At 42.3% G+C, this 19,269-nt stretch carries 14 protein-coding genes; 11 read left to right on the top strand and 3 right to left on the bottom strand.

The genetic code is table 11. From position 1 onward, the window contains the following. Positions 1–138: 138 nt before the first annotated feature. From HMPREF9625_RS04780 to HMPREF9625_RS04745, 7 genes are all read left to right on the top strand, one after another. Positions 139–1,596: an ABC transporter ATP-binding protein gene (locus tag HMPREF9625_RS04780; RefSeq protein ID WP_009535864.1), complete on the top strand. Its 1,458-nt coding sequence runs from the start codon at positions 139–141 to the stop codon at positions 1,594–1,596. After that, complete coding sequence (locus HMPREF9625_RS04775; protein WP_009535863.1) at positions 1,593–5,282, top strand: glycosyltransferase; 3,690 nt, start codon at positions 1,593–1,595, stop codon at positions 5,280–5,282. The genes HMPREF9625_RS04780 and HMPREF9625_RS04775 overlap by 4 nt, the downstream gene beginning before the upstream one ends. Positions 5,283–5,642: 360 nt before the next feature. After that, the gene (locus HMPREF9625_RS04765) at positions 5,643–7,370 is read left to right on the top strand and encodes an RNA-binding domain-containing protein (RefSeq protein WP_009535862.1); all 1,728 of its coding nucleotides are present in this window, start codon (positions 5,643–5,645) and stop codon (positions 7,368–7,370) included. Positions 7,371–7,449: 79 nt separating this feature from the next. Continuing rightward, on the top strand, positions 7,450–8,184 hold the full coding sequence (locus HMPREF9625_RS04760) for a nucleotidyltransferase family protein (protein WP_009535861.1): 735 nt from the start codon (positions 7,450–7,452) through the stop codon (positions 8,182–8,184). A 102-nt stretch (positions 8,185–8,286) separates the two neighbouring features. Next, positions 8,287–8,541: a type II toxin-antitoxin system RelB/DinJ family antitoxin gene (locus HMPREF9625_RS04755; RefSeq protein WP_009535860.1), complete on the top strand. Its 255-nt coding sequence runs from the start codon at positions 8,287–8,289 to the stop codon at positions 8,539–8,541. Continuing rightward, positions 8,541–8,804 carry a Txe/YoeB family addiction module toxin gene (locus tag HMPREF9625_RS04750; RefSeq protein ID WP_009535859.1) on the top strand — a complete coding sequence of 88 codons (264 nt, stop codon included), beginning with the start codon at positions 8,541–8,543 and terminating at the stop codon, positions 8,802–8,804. The genes HMPREF9625_RS04755 and HMPREF9625_RS04750 overlap by 1 nt, the downstream gene beginning before the upstream one ends. A 53-nt stretch (positions 8,805–8,857) precedes the next feature. Beyond that, positions 8,858–9,556, top strand: a complete 699-nt coding sequence (locus HMPREF9625_RS04745; protein WP_009535858.1) for a D-glycero-alpha-D-manno-heptose-1,7-bisphosphate 7-phosphatase — start codon at positions 8,858–8,860, stop codon at positions 9,554–9,556. Here the strand turns inward: HMPREF9625_RS04745 and HMPREF9625_RS04740 are convergent. The 3 genes from HMPREF9625_RS04740 to HMPREF9625_RS04730 form a co-directional block, all read right to left on the bottom strand. Then, positions 9,551–9,865 (bottom strand): BrnA antitoxin family protein, encoded by a 315-nt coding sequence (locus tag HMPREF9625_RS04740; protein WP_009535857.1) that lies wholly within the window; start codon positions 9,863–9,865, stop codon positions 9,551–9,553. The genes HMPREF9625_RS04745 and HMPREF9625_RS04740 overlap by 6 nt on opposite strands. Then, complete coding sequence (locus HMPREF9625_RS04735) at positions 9,846–10,124, bottom strand: BrnT family toxin (RefSeq protein ID WP_009535856.1); 279 nt, start codon at positions 10,122–10,124, stop codon at positions 9,846–9,848. The genes HMPREF9625_RS04740 and HMPREF9625_RS04735 overlap by 20 nt, the downstream gene beginning before the upstream one ends. Before the next feature lie 95 nt (positions 10,125–10,219). Beyond that, positions 10,220–10,873 carry a D-sedoheptulose-7-phosphate isomerase gene (locus HMPREF9625_RS04730; protein ID WP_009535855.1) on the bottom strand — a complete coding sequence of 218 codons (654 nt, stop codon included), beginning with the start codon at positions 10,871–10,873 and terminating at the stop codon, positions 10,220–10,222. Positions 10,874–11,239: 366 nt separating this feature from the next. Here HMPREF9625_RS04730 and HMPREF9625_RS04725 point away from each other — a divergent pair, with 366 nt between their 5' ends. The 4 genes from HMPREF9625_RS04725 (at position 11,240) to HMPREF9625_RS04710 (ending at position 19,182) form a co-directional block, all read left to right on the top strand. Continuing rightward, complete coding sequence (locus HMPREF9625_RS04725) at positions 11,240–11,458, top strand: DUF3791 domain-containing protein (RefSeq protein ID WP_009535854.1); 219 nt, start codon at positions 11,240–11,242, stop codon at positions 11,456–11,458. A gap of 126 nt (positions 11,459–11,584) precedes the next feature. Further along, positions 11,585–11,815, top strand: coding sequence for a hypothetical protein (locus tag HMPREF9625_RS04720; protein ID WP_009535852.1), 231 nt, complete (start codon positions 11,585–11,587; stop codon positions 11,813–11,815). Between the two features lie 502 nt (positions 11,816–12,317). Continuing rightward, entirely contained in the window at positions 12,318–17,570 is a 5,253-nt protein-coding gene (locus HMPREF9625_RS04715; protein WP_009538188.1) for a hypothetical protein, read from the top strand. A gap of 394 nt (positions 17,571–17,964) precedes the next feature. Continuing rightward, positions 17,965–19,182 (top strand): hypothetical protein, encoded by a 1,218-nt coding sequence (locus tag HMPREF9625_RS04710; RefSeq protein ID WP_009535848.1) that lies wholly within the window; start codon positions 17,965–17,967, stop codon positions 19,180–19,182. Positions 19,183–19,269: the final 87 nt, after the last annotated feature.

Here is a 19,269-nt window from a genome sequence, read left to right as displayed (position 1 = left end):
TAAATTAACCGGACAGTAATAAGCCTGCAAATTCATCAAAGATAGCAAGCTTTCTTTGACCGGAACCCTTGAGAATGCTATAATTTTCCCAAATGCCCATAGAGGGTGAAGTAAGAGAGCCAGGGGGAGAGTAAACCGGTGAATGAAGAGTTGATTTCCGTAAAAAATGTGAGTAAGGTCTATCGTCTGTATGACCGTCCTATAGACCGATTATTGGAAAGTATCAGTATACGAAAGAAATCCTATCATAAGGATTTCTTTGCCCTGCAAAATATTTCTTTTTCGGTAAATAAAGGCGAAGCGGTAGGCATCATCGGAACAAACGGTTCTGGAAAGTCTACCATGCTAAAGATTATTACCGGGGTTCTCAGCCCGACAAGCGGCAGCGTGGAAACAAAGGGAACGGTTTGCGCTCTTCTTGAGCTTGGAGCCGGCTTTAATCAGGATTATACCGGTATAGAAAATATCTACATGAACGGCACCATGATGGGCATCAGCAAGGAGGAAATGGATAAGAAGCTCCCGGATATCTTAGACTTTGCCGATATCGGAGACTTCGTGCACCAACCGGTGAAGTCCTATTCAAGCGGAATGTTTGTGCGCTTGGCCTTTGCGCTGTATATCTCTATTGATCCGGAGATTCTGATTGTCGATGAGGCGCTTTCGGTCGGAGATGTCTTCTTTCAGGCAAAATGCTATCATCGGATGGATGAGTTGAAGAAGAAAGGCACGACCATTCTTATGGTAACGCATGACCTTGGCTCCGTTATGAAATATTGCGACCGCGTCATCCTCTTTAACAAGGGAGAAAAGGTCGGAGAAGGTCTCCCCGGGCAGATGGTTGACCAATATAAGAAGATTCTTGCCGGAAAAAATCCGGTTGCGGAGAAGTTTGTAGACGAGCAGGATTTTTTAGGAGAGGGCAGCACAGCGGAGGAAAAGAGAGAAGGGGAGAACAGAGGAGGAACGGAGAAAAAGGGAGTAGCGGACTTGGCTTTAGAGGAAGAGCGAAGTGCGGATAAGATAGTATCCGCTGCGAAAGACAGTACAAAACAGCCCTCCGATGGCAAGCTGTGTACTCCATCTACACAAGACAAGGAAAAAGCTCTCCGCCTTATGAAAGACGAAATGAGCATTAACCCTTCCGCACAACTCTACGGAAACGGGAAAGCGGAGATTATCGACTTCGGTATATTCGACAAAGACGGGAAGCTCAGTAATATTCTCATAAAAGGAGAGTGCTTTACCATTCGGGAGAGGATTCACTTCTATGACGAGATAGCCGCTCCCATTTTCACCTTCACGATAAAGGATAAGCGGGGGATGGACTTAAGCGGAACCAATACGCTTTTTGAAGGGGAAAATATCCCTGCTGTAAAGGCGGGAGACGAGTATATCTGCTCCTTTAGCCAAAAGATGAACCTGCAGGGCGGAGAGTATCTGCTTTCCATTTCCTGTACGGGCTTTGAAGGCGGAGAACATACCGTTTACGATAGAAAATATGACATCACGAGCATCACCGTACTGTCCAATAAAAACACAGTCGGGATTTACGATATGGAGTCCGAAGTGGCTCTGGAAAGGCACGAAGCATGACATTTGCAGAGTATAAATGGAATCTGATGGATTGGATCAATTTCTTTCCGGCAGAGGGAGGCCTCGAGAAGGATACCAAGGTTCTCCTCCTTTGCGATAAGGAGTCGGAAGAGCTTTTTGCTTCCAAGCTTAAAAAGAGAGTGAAGCGCCTCTCCCTTCGCTTAGAAGAAGGGCAGTATGACTATGTCCTTATTCCTTCGTTAAATAAGCGTATCCTCACTCTATTCCAGGATTCCATAGAGAAAATGCTCCTCAGCTTTTCGGAAAAATGGCTTCTTCCGGGCGGCGCGGTCATTTTGGGTGTACAAAATGAAAAAAGTCTGGAAAGCCTAAGCACCGGCTATATAGAGAAGGAACTGAGCTACACAAGCTTAAAAGAATTGCAGGAAATCGGGAAAAATCTGAAAAGCATTTATGAGAAGAGCGAGGACAGAATTTATTTCCCGCTTCCTTCCCTGGACTATCCGATTCATTTCTATACCAAGGATAGGCTACCGCAGGAAGGAGAAGAAAGCGGAAGTATCGCCGCACTTTCTGAAGAAGGTGTTTTTCCGAATTTCGCACCCTGCTTTTTGTATTATTTCAGAAAAAATAATGTCGGCATATCCGAAATGAAGGATATCCATAGCAATAAGCTTAATTATCTTAAGTACAATGCGAGCAGAAAACCCTGCTATGCCATTAAAACAGAGATTCTTTCCGATAAAAAGGGAGAAAAATTTGTTTTAAAGGAAAGTATCACAAAGGAAGCAAACCCGCATATCGAAAGCCTTCCCGAGAAAAGAAAGAGGATGGAAGTCTTTTTTGCGAATCGAAAGATCCGGGTTTTGGAAGAAAAACAGTTTCGGAGAGCCTACGAATCTTCGGACTCTCTTTCTTATGTTGTGTACCCCTTCTTAAAGGGAAAGAGCATTTCCGAAATCCTTGGCGAGCTCATAACGGACGGAAAAGCGCCGGTTAAGGAAATCACGGAAGCTTTAGATCTTCTTCTCGGAAGAGAAGAGTGGATTGCTCCTGCAAACTACGATTTACTTTTTGAAAATGTTTTGATGTCAGGCGATGATGCGGTTCTCATCGACTGCGAGTGGGTTTTCCCGGAGGGAGCGGAGAGAAGTTTCCTGCAGTACCGCATCCTTCACTACTGGTATGAAAGTTATAAAGAAAAGCTAAGATATAAGGATGAGGAGAGCTTCTTCCGTTTATTTTCCGTGGGAAAGCCGGAGCTTCTTCTTATGGAGAAAAAGGAGCAGGAATTTCAGGAGGAAGTGCACGGAGAGAGCGAAGAGAGCAATGTCTGGGCGTATCGCAGCCAGCGCTTCAGTCCCGAAAACTTCCAAAAGCAAAAGGAAGAGATTCAGGAAAAGGAACGGATTATTGCGCATCTACAGGAGGATATCAAGGATAAGGATGTCTCTCTAAGAAAAGAAAGAGAAGTGCTCCGCCTTACCCAAGTGCATGTAGGAAACCTGGAAAAGGTAATCACTACCCATGAAAGGGATATCGCACAGCTTCAGACGGAAAAGGCGTACTTTGAGAAGAACCAGAGCCTTCTTTCCAAAATTAAAAGAAAAGTCTCTTCCGCCTTTAATCGCCGTTTCCCGGAGGATAGTAAGAGAAGACTGATTTTATACTATATCGCACAGACCTTCCTGCATCCCATCAGAACCTTACTTCTTTATCTTCTTCCGGACGGAAGAAATCGGATCTTGGGGCATTTTAAGATTGGAAAGGCCTATGTAGAGCGCGGAAAAGTCCGTTTTGAAAAAATAGAGCAGCCGAAGGTCAGCATCGTCATTCCCTGCTATAACCAGATTCACTATACCTATCGCTGCCTGCAATCGATTCTTGCCCATACGAGTCAGGAAGAAACGCCCTACGAAGTGATTATTGCAGACGATGTGTCTACCGATGCTACAAGAGACCTGCGTTTATTCTCCGAGAACCTCGTCATTGCCAGAAACAAGGAAAATATGGGCTTCCTAAAGAATTGCAATCAGGCTGCGGAAGTCGCAAGAGGAGAATACATTTTTTTCTTAAACAATGATACGGAAGTGACCGAAGGCTGGCTTTCTTCCCTTGTGGAGCTTATAGAAAGACGCCCCGATGCCGGTATGGTGGGTTCCAAGCTCGTCTATCCGGACGGAAGACTGCAGGAGGCGGGTGGAATCATCTGGTCCGATGCCTCCGGCTGGAACTACGGAAGACTGCAGAACCCGGATGAGCCGGAATATAATTATGTGAAGGAAGTGGACTACATCTCGGGTGCCGCAATCCTCATTCGCACTTCCCTTTGGAAGGAAATAGGGGGCTTTGACGAGCTTTTTGCACCGGCTTACTGTGAGGATTCCGACCTTGCTTTTTCAGTCAGAAAGCATGGGTTTAAGGTGTTGTACCAGCCACGCTCGAAGGTTATTCACTATGAGGGAATCTCGAACGGCACCGATGTGGAGGGTAGCGGTTTAAAGCGCTATCAGAAAGTAAATCAGGAGAAATTCAAGGAAAAGTGGAAGGAAGAGCTGAAGAAGCAGAGTGTGAATACCGGAAATCCGAATCCGTTTCGTGCAAGAGAAAGAGGACAGGGAAAACGCTATGTTCTCTTTGTCGATCACTATGTTCCGACTTTTGACAAGGATGCCGGATCAAAAACGACCTATCAATATCTGAAAATGCTGACAGACAAGGGCGTCATCGTGAAATTCCTCGGAGATAACTTCCTTCATGAAGAACCCTATACCTCCGCTTTGGAGGAACTCGGAATCGAGGTGCTTTACGGCACAAAGATGCAGGGCGATATCTGGAACTGGATGGAGCGAAATAAGGAGATGATCGATATCGCTTACCTCAATCGTCCGCATATTGCAACGAAATATATTGACTATATTAAGGAAAATACCCCCTGGAAGATTATATTCTACGGACACGACCTGCACTTCCTTCGTCTCCAAAGAGAGTATGAGCTCGAGCAAAGGCCGGAGCTTTTGGAGGAAATCCAGTACTTTAAAAATATGGAGTTTTCTGTTATGGGAAAGGCGGAAATGAGCTATTATCCGTCTTCTTTGGAAGTGGAGGAAATCCATAAAATAGATGACAGCATCCCGGTAAAGGCCATTACCGCCTATGTCTTCGATAAGCCGGCAGCAGTAGAGAAAATCGGAGAAGAAAGAGAGGGCATCCTCTTTGTAGGAGGCTTTGCCCACCCGCCCAATGAAGATGCTGTCCTTTGGTTCTGTGAAGAAGTTCTGCCCTTTATGAAGAGACAGCTACCCGACTTAAAGTTCCGTATAGTAGGAAGCCATATTACGGACAAGGTGAAAGACTTGGAAAAAATAAAGGGAGTCGAGGTACTCGGCTTTGTGAGTGATGAAAGACTGCATGAGCTTTATCAGGAGAGTCGCCTTGTGATTGTTCCGCTCCGTTATGGTGCAGGGGTAAAGGGTAAGGTTGTAGAAGCACTTCACGAAGGAGCAGCTATTCTGACTACCTCCTGCGGTGCAGAGGGCATTCCTCATGCGGAAGAAGTCATGGTGGTGGAGGATGATCCGCGGAAATTTGCCGATGAAGGAGTCCTGCTATACCAAAACTTACCGAGAATTCGGGAGTATTCACAGAAAGCAACGGAGTTTATCGCGGAGTACTTCTCCCCGGATGCAGTGTTTAAGGGGATAAAGGATGATTTTGGATTGTAAGAGTATCCTGTGATACTGCGATTTGTAGCTGTTGAAACAGGGGCACGCTCTCGCTAACCTCACCCTGACTGAGCATGGGCTCGGTAGCCCATTGCTCACTTTGCTTCGCAAAGCAAATTCCTTCGGAAGTTGGTCCGCTACAGGACGACTTTTCTGATGAAAAGTCTGTCCTTGCGGATACTAAGCGAAAAACTGCAGTTCCTTTGTTTTTCGCAAGTACCGGTGGGCTCAGATTACCCCTTATTTCAACAGCTACAAAATCGCAGTATGCGGCTAAAATCATATACAATCCAAAAATCATATTTATAGTGAAACAAAGTCCGGAGAAGTGGAGACTGAGGTCATAAATGAGGTGATGAAATGGGACTTCCAACAAGTATAGAAACCCTCTTGATAGGGAATGTGGTCGAGGGAGCTCGTATAGAATTTAAGACTAGCTGGATGCCTGAAGCATCGCTAAAAACGATTTGCGCTTTCGCCAATGATATTGATAACTGGGGAGGTGGCTATATTGTTCTTGGTGTGAAAGAGGAGAATGGACGTCCCGTACTTCCGGTTGAGGGAATACCGGTCAGCCAGGTTGATGGGATGATGAAAGATTTGCTAAACAAGTGCAATCTAATTCAGCCACGTTATCTTCCTGTTGTTGCACCGGTTGAATATCAAGGGAAAACACTCATTGTAATATGGGCACCGGGTGGAGATGTGAGACCGTACAGTAGTCCGGACAATTTTACATATCTAAAAGCTAAGGCAGTAGCATCGAAAGAACGCACATATTTTATTCGCAAGATGGCAAGCACAGTAAAGCCCTCTCAGCATGAATTAAATGAGCTTTATTCCCTATCCAACAAGGTTCCGTTTGATGATCGTGTAAATCATCAGGCAGAAATGACGGATTTGAATATTAATCTGATTAGGCAGTACCTTTCTGCTGTCGGAAGCAGTATGGTAAAAGATTTAGATTCCAGACCGTTGGAAAAAATTTGCGAAGATATGGGAATCTGTAATACTATGCCTGAGTATCGAAAACCGAAGAATGTTGGATTGATGTTCTTCTCTGACGAGCCGGAGAAGTTTTTTCCATATGCGCAGATTGATGTTGTGGCATTTCCCAAGGGACTTGGAGGAGACGAAATTGATGAGCAGACCTTTAAGGGACCACTCGATCAGCAATTGAAAGATGCTTTGAGATATATCAGTAATAACTATATTCAGCGGAAAATCATTAAGCATCCCGACAGAGCGGAGGCTGATCACATCTATAACTATCCTTACGCGGCATTGGAGGAAGCACTGGCAAATGCTGTGTATCATAAAGCATATGATGTTCGAGAGCCAATAGAAGTCAGAATAGAGGAAGACAAAATTGAAATTGTGAGCTATCCCGGACCGGTTTACTCAGTTACTCGTGAACAACTGAAGGACTATCGTGTTTCTAACCGCAGATACAGGAATCGTCGTATTGGAGAATTTCTTAAGGAACTTCATCTTACAGAAGGCAGAAATACCGGATTCAAGAAAATATTGGATGCAATCAAAAGGAATGGATCACCTCTACCGGAGTTTGAGACGGATAAAGAACATAGTTATTTTATTTCAAGAATTTTTGTCCATCCCGCATTTATTTCCGATGTGGAAGATGAAAAAAAAATTGGCAAAACTGAGGTGATAAATCCTGAAAACGGCAAAACTGAGGTGATAAATCCCAAAAAAGGCAAAATTGAGGTGATAACTGAGGTAATAAATGATGGGATAAATCGCCTAAGAGGCGAAAATGATGGAATAAATGATGGGATAAATCCCGAAAAAGCTAAAATTGATGGGATAAATCCCGAAAACGGCAAAATTGATGGAATAAATGATGGGATAAAATCTAAACTATCTCATATAGCGGTCAAGAAGCGAGAAAGAATAGAAAAACTACTCGAAATAATCAATGAGAACCCCTCTGTGGCATCGGATTTGATTGCAATACAGCTTGGCATATCAAGACCCACAGCGGAAAGATATCTCGCGGAGCTAAGAAGAATGGAAATCATTAGAAGAGAAGGATCCAATAAGAGCGGGAAATGGCGGATACTCTGAGTGCATAAGCCTATACATGAGTCAATGCAATATAATACGAGCACAGCATAGTTAAGAACGAAGGAGCTAGGAAAAATCTATGGAAGCAATTCTTTTATGCGGAGGCCTCGGAACAAGGCTCCGCTCGGTGGTCTCCGACCGCCCGAAGCCTATGGCGGATATAGCGGGGAAGCCCTTTCTTCATTATCTTGTGAAAATGCTTTCCGAGAGTGGCGTAAAGCACTTGATTTTTGCTCTCGGCTATATGGGAGAGCAGATAGAGGCATACTTTAAAAGCGGAGAGGAATATGGACTATCCATATCCTATTCTTATGAGGAAAGCCCCCTAGGAACAGGTGGAGCCATCAGAAACGCTCTTTCCCATGTTTCTGCGGAAAATGTCCTTGTTTTAAATGCGGATACCTATTTTCATACGGACTATGAAAATCTGCTGGCAGAGCAGCTTAAAAATCAAGCCGTAATGACCATAGCCAGTAGGAAAATCAAAGATATCTCTCGTTACGGGGCAATCCTAAAAGATGAGACAGGGCGCATACTTCGCTGGAACGAGAAAATGAGCCTAAATGAGGAGAAATCACCGAAGCCCGGCGAAATCAACGGGGGAATCTATGTGATGAAAAAAAGCCTCATTGAGAAGATTCCGGAAGGAAAGCAGAGTCTGGAAAATGACTGTATTCCTGCATGGCTGGAGGACGGCGTATATCTTCAGGCACTTCCCTCGGACGGCTATTTTATGGACATCGGGATACCGGAAGACTACGCACAGTTCCGGAAAGACATAGAGAACGGGACGATGAACGAAGAAGTCTCCTAGCTTCATAAGGTGGAGGACTTCTGCCAATCCTTGTGTTTGTATAGTAAATACTTTACAATGAAAAATATCTGTCATATACTAAAGAAAAAAGGAGATAGAACTATGGCGCAAGTAAATTTTCGAGTGGATGATTCGATTAAAGAGAGAGCGGAAAGTGCATGTACGGCGATGGGGTTAACCATGTCTTCTGCAATCAATATTTTTCTGACTAAAGTTGCAAATGAGAAAAGAATACCTTTTGAAGTATCAGTAGATCCATTTTACAGTGAAGAGCATATTGCTATGCTGGAAAGACGTATTGCGGATATGAAAGCAGGGAAAAAAGTTCATGAGCATGAACTCATAGAGGCTGAATAATGAAAAAGATATGGCATGATGAGGCGTGGGAAGAGTATCTCTATTGGCAAGTCCAAGATAAGAAAACATTAAAGAAGATAAACAGATTGCTAAAAGACATTGATAGGAACGGATACAACTGTATAGGAAAGCCGGAGGCATTATCCGGTAATTTGGCAGGATATTGGAGTGTTCGCATTGATGAAAAGAATCGTATGGTTTTTTGTGTCAAGGGAAATATTTTAGAGATAGTAGAATGTGGATCTCATTATGGAGATCACTAAGTTCCTTGTAATCGTGTTTATGCGCAATTTAGAAAGGACATAGAGAACCGGAAATGCTGAAAAAAACCGTATTTTTAGATCGGGACGGAACCATCAATGAGGAAGTCTCCTACCTCCACAGGGCGGAGGACTTCCGTTTTCTGCCCGGAGTGGTAGAGGGCATGAAGCTTCTCTATGAACAGGGCTTTCAACTTGTTGTGATTACGAATCAGGCAGGAATCGGAAGAGGCTATTATACGGAGAAAGATGCAGAACTGCTTCACCGTTATATGAGAGAGGAACTTAAGACACAGGGTATCTTCCTACAAGGTATTTACTACTGTCCTCATCACTTGGAGGGTCTCCCTCCGTACAATACTGACTGTCCCTGCAGAAAGCCGAAGACGGGACTCTTTTATCAGGCGGAATGGGATATGCTTTTGGAAGAGAGAAATAAAGAAGATGCTCTTGCCCCCATACGAAAGCCCAAAATCGGCGAATCAATCCAAAGCGCCTACCGGCTGACAGAAAGGGAGTACAAGAAGCTGGAAGAAGAAAACCGCAGTCTTTCCGAGCGAAAGAACTGGCTTTCCTCTTCTTGTATGATTGGGGACAAGCTCCTTGACTGCACGGCAGGAGCAGAGTTCGGTGTAAAATCCATACTCCTTGGAACAGGTTACGGAAAGGAAGAGATGGAGAGAGCAAAAAAAGAAGGAAAGCAAGACTTCTCTTACTTTCCTACGTTTTTAGATGCGGTAAAAGCGATATTATAGACTCTTTTTTAGTAAATCATTGTCATCCAAAGCGGTTTCTAATATACGACTCAACACGGAGGTGTATCCCTTTCCAAGAGACTTCGCCTTTTTTAGAGCACGTGGAGACAAGCGTAGAGTTACGGATTGTTTTCTCCTTTCCTCTTTGTTTATTTCTGAAATTCTTTTAAACTGGGCTAGTTCCTCATCCGTTAGCTCAGGGCAATCTTCATCAAAAGAGAAAGGGCGCATAGCTGCTTCCTTTAATTCCAAAATCTGTTCATCGGTCAATTTACTGTTTTGATCAAGATTATATTTTTTCATAGCCATTAAAATACGCTCTCCTTTCCCTCTCTGTTGCAATTCTTGCGGATATGATTCTATAAAGTGGATTTCGAAAGGTGTAAACAACCATTAAAACTTTACCGGCTAATCCAATTGTTATATATCGGTCTTCGTGGCTACTATGCACTTCATCAAAAAACTCTAACCGTTGTTCATCTAGAAAAACCATAGAAGCTGTTTTAAATGAAATTCCGTGTTTCTCAATGTTCTTCTTTTCTTTAACTTCATCCCACTCGAATTGCATTGTTTTTCCTCACAATCCTTTATATAAATCTATAATATAAAAATGTAAGCTAATTTGCAATACATTTTTAGATGCGGCAAAAGCGATATTATAGGCTATCCAAAAAAATACTGCTCCAGCATAAGACATAAACAATGGTATATCGGAAGATGCAGTTCCTGAATCTGATAGGTTTCCCCGGAAGGTACGATGATGGAAAGGTCAGCCAAGTCTTTCCCCGCCCCACCATCTTTTCCTGTCAGTAAAATGCTCTTCACTCCCATAGCCTTTGCAAGCTTTAAAGCATAACCCACATTCTTTGCATTGCCGGAGGTGCTGATTCCTAGCAGTACATCCTCTTTTTTTCCATATCCCAAAAGGCACTGCGCATAAAAAAGAGCTTCGTCCTGATCATTACTGAAGGCAGTGTGGAGAGCGGTCTGAGAACTGAAGGAAATCGCGGGAAGCCCCTGCTCCAGATGCTTTGTAAAATACTCCGCTTCCTCTCCGTAAAGCGCCTGCAAACGAGATTGCAGTTCCGGCTTAATCTTTCGCTTTGCACAAAAAGCCTTCATCAGCTCCCCGACAATATGATCACTATCTGCAGCGCTTCCTCCGTTACCACAGAGAAGTAGCTTCCCCCCCCTCTCATAAGAATCCCGCATGCACAAAAATGCTTTCCATACTTCTTCCTGTACGGCTTTCAAGACAGGATATCTTTCTAATAAAATTTCCAATTCTTTATAGGATTTTTCTTCCTGTACTGTCATAATCCCTCCTTTTGTTTGGTCATGGCACCCCAAAACTACAAGGTACCACTGAATATTTTACTATGGAATATACAAGTTTTCGTACAATAAATCATAGCATAGCTTTCCAAGAAATAGTCGAGAATTTTATTGAACCGGGAGTTTACCACTATGCAAGACACTAGAGCGGAAAAGGCTAATAGTAGAAAAGAGTAAACACCAAAGCTACAAAAACACGAAAGTGGAATTGAAGGGAGAGGGAATACTATGATAAACTTCCGAATAGAGTATGTAACTATGAAATTATAAAATGAGAACAAGAAAAACCCTTTTCAATATAAAAGAGAAATACGTATAGTAAAGAAAAAGAATTAATAGGAGGATAGCTTGAGCGAATTAAAAAAGAAAATAAACTATACAGTGGCATGTGTAAATGAGTTTGCCAAAAAATTTGAAATTACCTCAAAAGAAGCATTTCAATATTTAGAGAAGTACAAAGGAATCCTTTTCCTTAAAGAGCACTATGAAATAGAGCACACACTTAGCTTAGAGGATGCAATTGAAGATTTAAGCAGAGTGTGTAGAGCCAATGGAGGTGAGTATTAATGCGACTCTATCATGGAAGCAATGTGGATATTAAAGAAACAACGAATCAATACTCCTTTCATACGGATAGAGCTATTCGGCTACTGAAGAAAGTGGAAGAATAGGAAATGGGTAGAGGAATAGAAAATGAGTAGAGAAGAGCAAATGATAGAATATATGGTCCAAGATCTTGTGGAAATCTTATCGGAAACATCCGGGATGGAGTATGACTTTGCAATGAAGATTATATACAGCTCGGAGGTTTATGACAAATTGATGGAACCGGGTACCGGGCTATATAGAGAAAGTCCGGGCTATGTATACGGACTTTTACAAGACGAACTAAACTTCGGACATATCGTGCAGGCTGAACTATAGCCTGCACGATTGTTTTATATAGCAAGTAATGTGCAAGAAAACAATAGAACTTAGCTCAAACCTATAACGCAAGTGAACTATACGACATCCCACTTTTGATTCGAAAGAAACTTGAGCGGAAAAAACAAGTGGAAACTTAAGAAAATATTTCGCCTTTTTAGTTTTAAAAAAATTATAAACAAACAAAAAATCATAATTCTTAAAAAAATCGTCACAATTGCCAATTGAAAAGTGAAAAAATCGTCACAAAAAATGAGAAAAACCGTTTCTATTACATTTTGAACCCCTCTTAAGCAAGGTCTATTGAAAAAGAAAATGCCACTGATAAAATTTATTACAGGATACGCATTGCTTGGAAAAGAAGCAATCAGAGGGATTTGATTTTTAAATAGAGTAGGTTACAGTGAAGGAACGCCCGCTACATCGAGCCTTTCTGTATTCATGCGGAAAGATTGACTTTCTTACTATTTTGTATGGTATGGAAAATGCGAAGAGGTAGGCGATGGCGATGAAGAATAATAGGAATTATATTGCACAAATGAACAAGGGCATGAAGCAGAAGCTTTCTATGCTCTTGATAGCTTGTCTTTTGTTCACCGGTTATCATGGTCTTACCATTTCCGGAAGAGCAGAGCAGGAAGAAAAAGAACAGACGAACGAGATCTCCGTCTCCGGCACGCAGGTGAAGGTTCAACTGCTTGGCGAAGATATAAGAAGAGCGGCGAAGGAAGCCATCGAAAAGGGAGATCGAGTAGAAGGCGCGGCTTTACAGGGTTACAGCGGAGACGAGGAATTACAGAAAGAGTATGCAGAGATTTTCTCTTCCGAGAAAGAAGTCTATGAGATTCCGCTTGACAGCATTTCCGAAGGACTTTCTGAGAGCCTTGCTGAAGAAGAAGCCGGCTTGCAGGTCTTTGTAGAAAGAGATGCGAAGGACCTTGAGAGACTTGTAAGAAAAGAAAGCAAAGAAAGCTTGCTTCTTTATGATGGAAACAGCCAGCTGTCACAGCTCTTCCCGGAGACTAAGCAGGAAGAAACAAAGTCGGCAGTTGAGAAAAAAGAGGAAAGCGGAGCAGAGGAAGTTCATGCGTCCGACAGCAATATCGAAAAAACGGAAAGAAATACGGAACTGACAGGAAGCGAGTTAATCACTTTCCTTTATAAGAATAAGGCGGATCACAGAATCAGCTTCCAGCTTTCTGTTGATGGGAATACATACCCGAAGGTAGTCGTATCCCCGAAGACACAGCTTTTCAAGTCTTTCCTCGATAAGTTGAAGAAGGATGAAAAGAAGCCGAAGACAGAGACTACGGTCGTGGCAAGTAAGGAAGTGAAAGAATCTACAGAAGCAGAAAGTACAGAGACAGAAGCAACTGCAAGTGCTGAAGAGACAGAAGAGAGTGAGTCGGAAAGTGCAGCTTCTTCCGTGAGCCTTGTTTCTACGGAAGGTAGTAGTGAAGAAACTACGGTTTTGGAAAGCACTGTAGTAGAGACTGCGGAAGCAGAGAGTGCAGAAGAATCAGCTGAAACCAAGGAGCATACTACTGAAGTCACAGAAGAAACCGAAGCTACAGAAGAAACTGCAGCGGAAAGTAAAGCTGTAGAAACAGTGAAGGAAAAGAAAGAGAACTTCACCGGCTTCTTACAAGAAGTGATCAGTCACTATGAAGAGTTCTTGGGCGAACTGGAAACTGCAAGATTCACACAGTATAGTTTAAACGAGCTTGGCAGAAAGAGTCAGAACGTTGAAATCGAAGGCTTTGCGACTGTAGAAGTGTTCTATGATGACAAAGCTTTTACAGATGCAGACGGAAAAGTAGAGGAAGTTGTTCTGGAAGCAAAGCGCCTTGTAAAGCCGGAAGAAGAGGGCGAAAAAGAAGGCGAGAAGCTTACGGAAGAGCAAGTTGAGGCAATGAAGGAGCACTCGATTTATGAAGGCTCCGACGCACTGGATATTCGCTTTGTGAGTAAGAACGACAGAACGAAGGAAATAGAACCGAAAGTTCCGGTTTCTGTACGACTTACGTTCGATAAAAAGGCGGTTCCGGAAGAGGCAACTGCGGATACCATTGCGATTCATCATATCGTAGAGGATAAGGACAGCGGTAAGGTAAAGTATGTAGAGACCGTACTTCGTTCAGAAATTGAAAAGAAGAATGAAAAAGAAGAACTGAAGTTATCCGAAGGGTCTAAAGAGAAAGCTCTGTCCGAAAAAACTGCATCTGAGGAATTCAAGAAAACAGAAGCGGAGAAAGAAGAGACTTTTTCAAACGAAGAGGAGAAAAACGAAAATAAAGAGAATATTACCAAAGAATTTACGGTAGATTCTTTCTCGGCCTATATCGTTCGCTGGACAAGATCCGATTGGAAAGTCAATGAAATTCGCTTCCACTATGTAGATAGAAATTTCAGAGAGATTGCACCGACGATATATACATTGCGAGATGATGGAAGATCAAATTATCTCTACTATCAGCATGGTAAAGTTAACCAATCTTACGCCTATAAGTCATTTCCGAATTATGATTTGCAGTGGGTAGGATACCAGAATGGACCCATATATAGTGCACTGCCGGAATTAAAAGATGGGGAGTACGTGTACTATATTACGAGTAACGGATTCAAGACAGCGAAAGGTGAAACTCATGTAGCTGATTATAACTTTGATTATACTGCTTGTGTCCATGATTTTTACTTTATCTACCGTTTAAATTATTGCAATGCAAAGACTCCGAATAATAGAGAAATAACGCCTGATCTTTTGAATGAAAAATATATTACAGATAAGCAGGACGGGACGTATGAATTAACTCTGACCGGCCAGGTAAAGCCACAGACTCAGAAACAAAAATTGGATATTGCTTTTGTTTATGATAATACTGCGGTGATGGCAACGGATTTTAATTTCTCAGGAAAAGCAAATAAGTTGGGAACTGAGGATTATGCTACAAATCCGGATGATGCAAAGTCCTCCAAGGTGAAGAGCGAGCTTAAGGCTTTTATGAAGAAGCTTTCTTCTAATCCTGATTATGATGTACGGTATGCATTGGTAACGATGGATGGAGATAAGAGTTTTGGAAATATTGATGAAAATGCTAAAGCAAAGTATGACCAAAACTATTTTAATACACAGAATTATCAAAATATATCGCATATGAAAGGAGGCCCCGAAGGCGACATTAACCTTGTGGGGGATTACCGAGGAGATAAGAACGGTGCATTGCAGTTTCTGGAAAATTCGACAGACGACGCCGGCAAGAGTCATGGCTTTAATGTAACGGATACTCCGTATAATGATACCAAACATCTATACGGATTTACCGATCAGCCTAATCAGATTGTGAATCAATTGGATGCACTTAATGAGAAGGCAATCACGAGTAATAGAGTCAGTGGTGAAAACTACGAATCGGCTATCAGAAATATCAAGGTACTCTTGGGACAGAGCGGTAATTATCAGGTTGCGGCCGGAGGTCTTGTTAATCAAAACAGTAAGGCGAGAGCCGATGCACAGAAGATTGTTATATTCATTGCGGGAGGAAATCCAAAACTATCTTACATTGTAGCGGATGGCGTTTACGAAGATACACATCGATTCAATGATTCGGATTATTATATGATTCGAAGAAATTATAGTCAGGGCTGGAGCTTCGGTAATGGATATTCGATAGACTTTGCCGCACTCAATCGAGCGAGAGGAGAAATTCACAGCCTCACCGCAGCAGATGCGTTCTATAGTATCGGTGTTGGTAAAAAAGAGAACTGGAATTACTTAAATGACTTTGCTATGGGCCAATACTATGATGAGGACGGTAATCATAGAACGCATGAAAACTACAACGAAACAAAACATCCTGACAGAAGAGAAAAAGCGCTAGTAGATAATATACGATACAAGTGTTTTGATGCTTCTCAGGAGAGTGGTTTAAGCTCTGCTTTACAACAGATATATGAAAGAGAAGCGGGTAATCAGGTTAAGAATATTGTAATTAGAGATGTTCTGACAAAGAATGTTCAACCGGTTATGAAGGGCGGTAAGCCGGATGTAATCGGACAGCTGGTAAAGATGGAGCCGAATGGAAACAATCAGGCGGTCGAAGTCAAAGAGATTTTGAAACCGGGTAAGATGGCGGATCTTGGCTTAAACGGCTTCAAGATAGAGGCGAAAGAAGTTTATGCCGGGGAAACCGGGATAAGCGGACTGAGCTATGACGGGAAGAGATGGCTTCTTACTTTAAAGACGGATCCGGAGGATTTCGCTTTACCGGCAGGCTACGACATCCGCATGGTGGCGAAGGTAGAACCTACGGAAGAGGCGAAGAGGTTGTTCGAAAGTGACTCGGGATATACCGATAAAGGTGAGGACAGAACGGATTTAAATGACATTTATAAGACTTATCTGCATCGGGAATACCATGAGGATGGAAAACCGGATAGCATGTTCAATTCTTCAGCACGTAAGTTTGGTCTGTTCACGAATGAGTATGCGGACATCACTTATAAAACAAAAAAACCGAACGGTTCAGAAGGTTCTCCACAGACTAAAAAGTATAACAAGCCGATTATCAGTAAAGGCTCTCTGATTATCGAAAAAACTTTCTCGGGTCTGGAAGGAACGAAGCTTATTGATAGCAGTAGCGGAAAGATAACGGATTTCGGAAAGAAGGTACTAAAGCAGCTGAAGTTTATAGTCCAGGCGGAGGAATTCAAAGGATTAAATCAGTATGGGCAAAAAAATTATGAATTTGCTTCTCTTCTTGAACTTAACTTGAAAGACGATTCGTGGTGGACGGAACCGGCAAACTTTAAAGATGGGGTGACCTTGGAAGTTACCGGATCGGATAATTTTAAACACAAGGTTACACTTAAGATAGTACAGGAAAGCGGGAAGGCTCCACAGCTTAAAATCACGGTTGACAACCTTATTCCGAGTAAGAGATATCAGATTTTGGAGTATTGTAATAAACCGGATGGGGCTGTAGAGAAGATTGAACTTTCGGGTAGTGCCTATCAGCTTAAAGATGTTTCCGAAAGTGCAAATCCGATTATTTCTCAATCCGGACCTAAGAGCTTAGATAGCTTGGAACCGTGCAAACCGGACAATGTCTTCAAAATCACAAACTGCTATGAAAAAAAGGATAACCCGAAGACGATTACGGTTAAGAAGGTAGTCACAGGAATGGCAAGACCTACGGCATCTTCCACTGAAAAGTTTCAGTTCCACCTTGTAATCAAAAAGCATGACGGGGGTACGGGACAGTCGCTTAGTGACGCGGAAAAGGACTCAATTATAAATGAATTGATAGCGAAAAACCCAAATTCTTCTGATTTTAAGATTAGAAAAGCTTCAATCAATCTTGCGAGCCCGAAAGAAATTAATGAGTATACGATTTCTTTTGAACTTAAAGATGGAGAGTCGATTCAGATTTCTTTAAAGCCAAACTATCTTTTCCAGGTTTATGAAAAGAAAAGTGAAGGATACGAAAAGGCGAAGATAGTGTCTGATTGGAAGGGAAGCAAACGTACAATTCAAGCTCAAACAGGGCAGGATGATAATCATAATGAGTTCACGTATATGGAAGCACTTGAAGAACCGTATGATGGAGCAATTATTACCTTCGAAAACCCTACGAAGTTTACGATTCCTACCGGTTTAACGAGAGACACAACACCTTATCTTCTCAGTATCTTCGGATTTGTAGCGATGGCGGGGGTATACCTCACAATCAAGAAAAAGAAAAGAATAGAGATTTAATATTCTTTTCTGAACAGAAAGTCTACTGCAACAGAGGCTTTGGGCAACAAAAAGAAAGGATAGAGTACATCCTTTCGCAATAAGAACCACTGGCAAGTTCAATGAAAACCTAATAAAGAGTCTCTTCCGATGCAGATACAGCTGCTGAAGAAGAACAAAGTTGGAAAAGAACTTCGATGCACCGAATATCGACGAAAGGAGTTGAAATGGCGACTCCGGTGTCTCCAACAGCAGATGCATCTGCATCGGAAGAGAACTTGTTTAGACACGAGTATTATCGACTGGACAAGAAAGAATATAAGGCTTTCAAGTAGCACAATAAATCGAAGGATCGCAACCTTCTGTTTATATATCACACAATGTTTCTACTATTTTTTAAAAAGGGAGAGAAAACATGAGAAAGAATTTTAACAAACTCGCAACTCTGGCATTATCTGGAATGATGGTAATGTCTATGGCTATGCCTGCATTCGCGACTCCGACAGATTATGAGAAGGCGGGGGTCTGGAAGAAGGTACTTTATACAGACTTAATCACTCCTGCACCGAATACAGCGTTTAAATTTAAAATTACTCCTGCAACAGAAACGGAAGTTACCGTAGGCACTACAAAGTACCAGCTTAATATAGCTCCTGCTACCGCTGTTAAAATTCAGGATGCAGAATTTAATCCGGCTAATGACAGATTTGGAGCGGTGATTGCAGACAAAGATGGAACTCCAGCTCAAGGAAGACAGTTCACAAAGGAAGTTGAAATCCAAGTAAAAGAAGCAGATCTGGGAAATCAATATGGATATTTCCTCTTCAATATGGAAGAGGAAAAGACCGGCTACCAAGGTATCAATTATTCCTACGCTAAGTATAAAGTCTTGGTTTATAGAGAGCAGGGAAAAGAACCTAAAGCTTTTGTACAAAGAGCAGATAATGCTACAGGAAACTGGATGCAAAATGCTAAGGTAGATACGATTTACAATAACTACGGAATGCATGTTCCTCCAGTAAATCCGGATCCCAATCCGAACCCCAATCCGAACCCGGGCCCAAATCCGGATCCGAATCCGAACGACACAACACATGATGTTTTGATCAAGAAGGTTCGTAAGGGTAACATTAGCGATAACAAGAATACATTTAAACTTAAGATTTACGTAGAACCGGATAACCAGCCTGCAGGAAAGACTGAGAGCTTTAGCTATCGTGTTGGTCCTGTAGATCCTACTCAGCAATACACTATTTTTGAAGGCGGACAGACTAATGCAATTACCGTAGACTTAACAGCCGGTGGAGATGGTGTCCACATCGGTGGATTAACAGTAGGCGATAAGGTTCATGTAGAAGAGTTGGATGGCACTTCTTATACAATGGGCGTTGGAAGTAACAATACGAATAGTGCAACCTATATTCAGAACTTAGATGAAACTGCAGCAAGTTTAGCAGCTTACAAAACATCTTTCAATTCTGTTAAGGATGGCTCAGAAGTTACTGTAACCAATACAAAGAATGGTGTTGCTCCGACCGGTATCATCATGAATGTTGCGCCGTACGCTATGATGCTTGCAGTTGCAGGTGGTTTAGGTGTGGTATTCGTAAACCGTAAGAAGGAAGAGGAATAATTTCCGAACTTTCAATTTAAAACACATCAAAATCTTTCCAAATAGCTTACTGGGCAAACAAATCTTCTTCTCCAAGCTTAGTGAGTG

It is taken from the genome of Oribacterium parvum ACB1 (genome assembly GCF_000238055.2).
GTDB lineage: Bacteria > Bacillota > Clostridia > Lachnospirales > Lachnospiraceae > Oribacterium > Oribacterium parvum.
The sequence above is the reverse complement of the archived record's forward strand: the minus strand, read 5'-3'. Positions and strand labels throughout refer to the sequence as shown.

Coding starts and splice junctions, on each gene's coding strand:
- HMPREF9625_RS04750 (WP_009535859.1), top strand. CDS start 8,541: ATGAAAAAGATATGGCATGATGAGGCGTGGGAAGAGTATCTCTATTGG.
- HMPREF9625_RS04740 (WP_009535857.1), bottom strand. CDS start 9,865: ATGGCTATGAAAAAATATAATCTTGATCAAAACAGTAAATTGACCGAT.
- HMPREF9625_RS04710 (WP_009535848.1), top strand. CDS start 17,965: ATGAGAAAGAATTTTAACAAACTCGCAACTCTGGCATTATCTGGAATG.
- HMPREF9625_RS04755 (WP_009535860.1), top strand. CDS start 8,287: ATGGCGCAAGTAAATTTTCGAGTGGATGATTCGATTAAAGAGAGAGCG.
- HMPREF9625_RS04775 (WP_009535863.1), top strand. CDS start 1,593: ATGACATTTGCAGAGTATAAATGGAATCTGATGGATTGGATCAATTTC.
- HMPREF9625_RS04720 (WP_009535852.1), top strand. CDS start 11,585: ATGAGTAGAGAAGAGCAAATGATAGAATATATGGTCCAAGATCTTGTG.
- HMPREF9625_RS04760 (WP_009535861.1), top strand. CDS start 7,450: ATGGAAGCAATTCTTTTATGCGGAGGCCTCGGAACAAGGCTCCGCTCG.
- HMPREF9625_RS04765 (WP_009535862.1), top strand. CDS start 5,643: ATGGGACTTCCAACAAGTATAGAAACCCTCTTGATAGGGAATGTGGTC.
- HMPREF9625_RS04735 (WP_009535856.1), bottom strand. CDS start 10,124: ATGCAATTCGAGTGGGATGAAGTTAAAGAAAAGAAGAACATTGAGAAA.
- HMPREF9625_RS04745 (WP_009535858.1), top strand. CDS start 8,858: ATGCTGAAAAAAACCGTATTTTTAGATCGGGACGGAACCATCAATGAG.
- HMPREF9625_RS04715 (WP_009538188.1), top strand. CDS start 12,318: ATGGCGATGAAGAATAATAGGAATTATATTGCACAAATGAACAAGGGC.
- HMPREF9625_RS04730 (WP_009535855.1), bottom strand. CDS start 10,873: ATGACAGTACAGGAAGAAAAATCCTATAAAGAATTGGAAATTTTATTA.